Raw genomic sequence first — 6000 nt, forward strand, 5'->3', positions numbered from 1 at the left:
GCCACTTTGGACGCAACCAATCGCCCGGAGTCAGCAGGAACACGCCCGCACCGCGAACGCCGCGGCGTGCGCACGGTTGCGCAAGCCTTCCCGCCTCATCACTCTGTGCAGTACGTTCTTGACGGTCCGTTCCGAGTACGAGAGTTTCCCGGCGATCTGCTCGGTGTTGAGCCCTTCGGTGAGCAACCGCAGGATGTCGCACTCGCGCTCGGTGAGGCCGGACATCGTCAGTCCGTTGGGACGCAGCACCTCGCGATCCACGTTCTGGACAAGCGTCAGCAACTTCCGTTGCAGAGCCGGGGGAAAGCTCGCCATGCCATTGCTCGCGGCCAGTACCGCGTTCACCAGTTGCGGACCGCCGGTCTCCCGCAACGGCATGATCGCGACCACGTTCCGCAGAACGGCCGCCAACAGGTCGTCGTCGTTGAAGTGATCGGTGACGACGACACAGGCCGGCCGGCCGGTTCGGTTCGAGTCCCGCTTCAGCGGCCCCAACTCGGTCAACGCGTCCCTGGTCACTTTCGCTTCGATCAGCAGGATCACGTCCGCCTGGTCGACGTCCGGCACGACATGCACATTGGTTCGCGCGTCCAGCAGGACGGTCGCGCCGCCGCGCAACAACGGATCGGATGTGACGACAGCGACCTTCGTGGTCTTCACGTTAGTCCCCGAAGCGTTCCCAACCATTGGTATGCCCCTCGACAACGGTCCTGTTCGCAGGATGCGCGGTTCTCACTCATCTGGACGGCTGACAACCGTCTTGGTTCTCGCGCTGACCGATGTGTACCCGAAATACTAGTCTTCCGGGGCCGAAGCAACCTCAGGGCGGTCCGCGACGTCCTCGCTGCCTGGTCGCTACAGTGTTGTGTTGATCACTGTTGCTTCGCCATCTCCTGCTGGATCCACTCGGACACCACGTCCACCCGCGCGATGATCTCCCGTCCGGCCTGCGGGCACGGCGGTCCGCTGCTGACGACGCCCAGCAGAGTCCCGGTGCGGTCGTCGTCGGAGACGAACAACGGTGCGCCTGAGTCCTGCGGGCACGGGCTGTTCTCCACGGTCCGCGCGCCTGAGTGCTCGGCTTCGAGGGTCGTCTGCGCGATCGTGGCGACCGTGAACCGGCCTCGTTTGACGCGGTCTGTCCGGGTGACGGCGGCGGCCGAAAGGGTGCCCCAGCCGGCGAACTCCAGTTGCTGCCCCGGCGTGGGCTTCCGGTCACCCACCGTCAACGGAACGATGTCGTTGACAGCGACGTCCAGCTTCACCATGGCGACGTCGTTGACCGGGGACTGCCGGACGTCCAGGACAGTCGCGGTACGGCCACCGGGATCGCTGTCCTGCAGCTTGCCAACCGTCGCCGTTGTGGCGTACGGCGGCTTCCCGCCGACCCGGACGTCGTTGATGTCGTGGAAGCAGTGCCCGGCCGTGAGGATCCACTCAGGAGCGATCAACGCACCACTGCACCCACCACTTCGGACCCCGCCGCCCTTGGCCGGGATGCCCGACATCACCAGTTTCGCGGTGAACGGCAGAACCGGGCTCGGCGCCGGAACCAGGCTCGGCGCCGGGACCGATGGGCCGTTGACGTCGTCGGCGGTCGCCGGGACGCCGTGGTTGACCGGCTTGGCCTGCCCCGCCGCGGCCGGTTCGCCTGACGTGTCGGCTGCGACGTAGCCATAGGCAAGACCGGCTCCCACGACAGCCCCGACCGCGATGATCCAGAGATGGCGCAGTGAGAGCCCTCCTGCATTCGTACGCACGACGTTGAGAAGGGTCAGGACGTCATCTGGTTGCGTCGGATCTCGGGAAGTGCACGAATGTACATCCTCCCTGTCCCGTTCTGCCCTGATCTGCCTTGATTCTGTTGCGTTCCGGTATGGACCTGGCGACCATGCCGACTGGGTCGTGTTCGGGAACCTCAGTTCCGGGTGCTTGGGTTGATTGCGCTGGTGTAGAAGAACAACTTGTCGTTCGTGCAGGCGACGGAGCCGGTTCCGTGCGCACCGGTGTCCGTCATGCACTGCCACCCCTGCACAGTGAGACTCCGAGCCGTTCCCTCGGACTCGCCGGCGTTCTCGAAGTACTCGGTGACAACGGTGAAGGCTTCGGTGCATCCCACGATTCCCGCCTCAGTCTCGACCGCGATCAAGTCGACCTGGTGCGGCCCGACCGTGCCGCCGTTGGTGCTGCAGTTGACTTCCTTGCCGGTATCGCCTTTCCCGTCCCCGCCCGCGAGCAACCGCAGTTGCTGGGCCTTCGGCGCCGCCTGCCCGGTTTCCTTCGGCCCGGTTTCCTTCGGCACGGTCTCGGTTGGCGCGGTGGCGCCCTGGCCGGAACACGCCGAAAGCAGTGCGCCCATGGCAAGTGCTGCGCCGACCGCGGCCAACTTCATTGACGTGGCACCCATTTCGCTTGTCCCCTCATGTGGTTGGTGATCCCTGTTTGCCAAGACGTGTGGTGCCATGGCGGGTTGCGTTGGGGTGTTCCAGGCGTGGGGGACAGGGAAGCGTCTGCACGAACGACTCGACCGTCAGGTCAGGCTTCCTCCTGCGGGTGCGGGCGCCGTTTCCCTGATGTCCAAGATGACTTACGGAAGGCCCCGATAGGTGTTTCCTAAGCCTCGGGGCGGTCTGCCTTCAGGGTGTCGAGGATCGTGGCCGCGATGCCGGTGAGCTGATCGAGCTGTTCGGCGGTGAGTGGTTCCACGAACAGCCGCCGGACCTCCTGGACGTGTCCTGGCACGGCTTGCTTGAGCGTGGCCCGGCCTTCTGTCGTGATCACGGCGTACATGCCGCGAGAGCCGCACCGTTCCCTGGTGACCAGACCACGCTTGCTCATCCGGTTGAGCTGATGATGCATGCGGCTCTTCTCCCAGTTGGCGAGCCTGCCGAGTTCGTAGACGCGTATCCGCCCGCCGGGCGCCTCGGACAGCAACGCGAGGACCGTGTAGTCGGCGTTGGACAGGCCGCTGCTGGTCTGGAGCTGCTGCTCGATGCGTGCCCGGAGCAGCTCGAGCATGTGGAACGACGTCCGCCAAGCGCGCAGCTCACGGTCGGTCAGTCCTTGCCAGGTCATGAGGCCATCGTACCCGTGAGTTGACAAATCAACTCGACAGTGTAGTGTCAGTTGACACATCAACTCGAAGGCCTGGACGGGCCACGACGGGATGGGGTGCCATGAGCAGCGGACATGACGAGAATGAGCCGCGGGAAGGGTCCACCGCACGAACCGGGCGGCGACACTTTCTGAAGACGGCCACGGGGGCCGCCGCGGGAACAAGCCTGTTCGCGACCGGTCGTGCCGAGGCGCGCGTCGGTGACCAGCCGCCGAAGGGCAGCGGCCACCGGGGACGCCGCTACGTCATCCGCGGCGGCGCGGTGATGTCCATGGACCCGGGCGTCGGCAACTTCGAGGCCGCCGACATCCTGGTAGAGGGCAGGAAAATCGTCGAGATCCGGCCCGGCGTCCGCGCCGCCGACGCAGCCGTGATCGACGCGCGGGGACGCATCGTCCTGCCTGGCTTCGTCGACACGCACCACCATCTGTTCGAAACGGCGGAACGCGCGTTCCTCGCCAACGGCTTGCTTCTTGACGACGGCTCGGGCTCGCCGAGCGCGTACCCGAACTACAGGGATCACATCCTGCAGGGGTTCGCGAGGGTCTACCGGCCGGAAGACGTCTACATCAACTCGTTGTTCGCAGGGCTCTCCCAGCTTGATGCCGGTGTCACGGCAGTGCTGGACGTCTCGCAGATCCACCACTCTCCGGAGCACACCGACGCGGCGATCCAGGCGCTTGCCGACACCGGGCGGCGTTCGGCGTTCGGGTTCTTCGAAGGTGACGGCCGCGCGGGAGCCCGGTACCCGGAGGATGCCTACCGCATCAGGGACAAGTGGTTCCGTTCCGACGATCAGCTGGTGACCATGATCATGGGCGGTGAGCTCCACCTCGGCCGGGAGGTGTACACCCGGTCCTGGGCGATCGCCCGCGAGCTGGGTCTGAAGATCGCCGCGCATTCCGTTGGCTCGTGGGGGATGCGGCCCGTCCTCGACGACGTCGCGCGGGGCACAGGTGGGGTGGAGGTGGGGTCCGACAACCTTTTCATCCACATGACGGGCATGTCAGACGAGACCTGGCGGCGGTTCCGGGACGCCGGGGCACAGGTCTCGGTGGCTTTCCCGATCGAGATGACGATGCGGCACGGCACGCCGCCCATCCTGAAAATGCAGCAACTCGGCATGGAGCCCTCGTTGAGCTCCGACGTCGAAACGACGATGGCCGCGGACCCGTTCACCCAGATGCGCTCGGCGATGACCATGCAGCGCATGATCGTGAACCAGATGATCCTGGACCAAGGTGACCTCGTGCCGCCCAACAACTGGCCGACACCGGCCCCGGGCACACCGGAACTCCTCACCGTCCGCGACGTGCTGCGCTACGCGACCATCAACGGCGCCAAGCACCTCGGACTCGATGGCAGGACCGGCACGCTCACGCCCGGGAAGGAGGCGGACATCGTCCTGCTCGACGCCACCGCACTCAACGTGGCCCCGCTCAACAGTGTTCCGGGAGCGGTCGTGTCGCTGATGGACCGTACCAACGTCGAAACGGTGATCGTCGCCGGCAAGGTGCGCAAGTGGAAAGGGCAGCTGCTGGACGCGAACCTGGATCGACTACGCCGGGACCTTGAAGCGTCCCGCGATCACCTCTTCAGGGCGATGGGCCTGCCACGGGATCTGTTCGCCTGGAGCTGAGAACCCGTTGGTGATGAGCATGGACGAGCGCGCGCGTGCAGGCCCGCGTTCGGAGCAGACCAGGAGTGATTCCGTCGTGGTGTGCGTACCGGGTCGACGTAGTCCGGTGGGGTGAACCAGGCGATGCCTCCGTCGAGCTTGACTTCCCATTCGCTGCGGTGGATGAGCCGATGGTGTTGTCCACACAGGAGCACGAGGTTGCCCAGGGCGGTTGGCCCACCCCGTAGCCAGGATGTGATGTGGTGGCTGTGGCAGACGCTGGCGGGCCGGTCGCAGCCCGGGAAGGCACATCCACGGTCCCTGAGTACCAGTCCGCGCCGGATGTGTGCGGGCACGACATAGGCCGGGACCGCGACATCGAGCGGCTTGGAATCTCCACCCATGACCGCGGGAAGCACGTGCGCGTCGCAGGCGATCCGCCGCGCCTCACCCGCGGTCAACCGGGTGCCGGGCAAGACTCGTTCGTCCACCGACTTTTTCAGCTCGTCCATCGAGATGGTGAACGCCACCTCGGTCTTGTACCCGTTGTGCGTCGGCAGGTCCGGGCAGTTCGCGGCCTTCTGCAGCACATCGGCGAAGGCATCCCCGCCACGCTCGGCGTACCCGCGCGTGTCGTCAGCTTCGCGCTTTTCAAACGGCGCGAGCAGTGCGTCGAACAGGGCGGCGGTTTCGGCGTCCAGCCGTCCTTTGAATTCCATCCGCCCGTCGCGGAACACGTGCCGCCGCAGCTCTCGCTCCGGCCGCTGCGGTTCGTCGTCCTCAGGCGCCGTGCCGTCCGGGTCGACGATGTCACGCACCCACCGCTCCCCATACCGGGCCAGGGCGTTCGGGTCGTCCTCGGCGGCGCGTTCGACCATCAGCTCTTCGGCCAACGCGACCTTGTCCGCCTCCACATGGTTGAGGCTGCCGACGAACTTGCGGATGACTTCAACCTGTCCGACGCTGATCTGACCGGCGGCGAGCTTCTTGGCGGTCAACGGAAGAGAGGCCTCGACCACGGCTCCGGTCGGAGTTTTCACATCGTGCAGGGCGGTGGCTTGGGCGATGCGCTGGTTGGCTTCACTGCGTGAGATGTTCTGGGTGTGGACGAGTAGTGCGGCGGTGTTGCTGTAGCCCAACTCGTACGCGGCTCCCCGGCCGTCTACTTCGGACAGGATGTCGAAGTATTCGGCGTAGTCCCGGAGTATCCGCCTGTGTACGGCGGTGAGCCGGGTGACAAGCTCGCGGTTGCCGAGCTGCCAGAGTG

6 protein-coding genes are annotated in these 6000 nt (G+C 65.9%); 1 reads left to right on the forward strand and 5 read right to left on the reverse strand.

Features of this window, described 5'->3' with window-relative positions; genetic code table 11:
* Positions 1 to 30 precede the first annotated feature (30 nt).
* The 4 genes from GC106_RS27965 to GC106_RS27980 all read right to left on the reverse strand — a co-directional run bounded on the left by GC106_RS27965 (position 31) and on the right by GC106_RS27980 (position 3075).
* Positions 31 to 660, reverse strand: a complete 630-nt coding sequence (locus tag GC106_RS27965) for a response regulator transcription factor (protein ID WP_173136724.1) — start codon at positions 658 to 660, stop codon at positions 31 to 33.
* Between the two features lie 212 nt (positions 661 to 872).
* Positions 873 to 1760, reverse strand: a complete 888-nt coding sequence (locus tag GC106_RS27970) for a S1 family peptidase (protein WP_312872895.1) — start codon at positions 1758 to 1760, stop codon at positions 873 to 875.
* A 158-nt stretch (positions 1761 to 1918) separates the two neighbouring features.
* Entirely contained in the window at positions 1919 to 2392 is a 474-nt protein-coding gene (locus GC106_RS48130; RefSeq protein WP_173136726.1) for a hypothetical protein, read from the reverse strand.
* A 221-nt stretch (positions 2393 to 2613) separates the two neighbouring features.
* Positions 2614 to 3075 carry a MarR family winged helix-turn-helix transcriptional regulator gene (locus GC106_RS27980; RefSeq protein WP_217281038.1) on the reverse strand — a complete coding sequence of 154 codons (462 nt, stop codon included), beginning with the start codon at positions 3073 to 3075 and terminating at the stop codon, positions 2614 to 2616.
* Positions 3076 to 3176: 101 nt separating this feature from the next.
* On the opposite strand from GC106_RS27980, the gene GC106_RS27985 reads away from it, so the two are divergent.
* Positions 3177 to 4754: an amidohydrolase family protein gene (locus tag GC106_RS27985; protein WP_173136727.1), complete on the forward strand. Its 1578-nt coding sequence runs from the start codon at positions 3177 to 3179 to the stop codon at positions 4752 to 4754.
* On the opposite strand, the gene GC106_RS27990 is transcribed toward GC106_RS27985, so the two are convergent.
* Positions 4703 to 6000: HNH endonuclease signature motif containing protein (locus tag GC106_RS27990; protein WP_173136729.1), on the reverse strand; the 1298-nt coding region annotated here is incomplete at its 5' end. The two genes, GC106_RS27985 and GC106_RS27990, sit on opposite strands and share 52 nt — an antisense overlap.

Source organism: Kibdelosporangium persicum (assembly GCF_013280595.1).
In the GTDB taxonomy this organism is placed as follows: Bacteria; Actinomycetota; Actinomycetes; order Mycobacteriales; family Pseudonocardiaceae; genus Kibdelosporangium; species Kibdelosporangium persicum.

What these genes read in the sequence shown, in the direction of transcription:
- GC106_RS27985 (WP_173136727.1), top strand. Translation starts at nt 3,177, where the DNA reads ATGAGCAGCGGACATGACGAGAATGAGCCGCGGGAAGGGTCCACCGCA.
- GC106_RS27980 (WP_217281038.1), bottom strand. Translation starts at nt 3,075, where the DNA reads ATGACCTGGCAAGGACTGACCGACCGTGAGCTGCGCGCTTGGCGGACG.
- GC106_RS48130 (WP_173136726.1), bottom strand. Translation starts at nt 2,392, where the DNA reads ATGAAGTTGGCCGCGGTCGGCGCAGCACTTGCCATGGGCGCACTGCTT.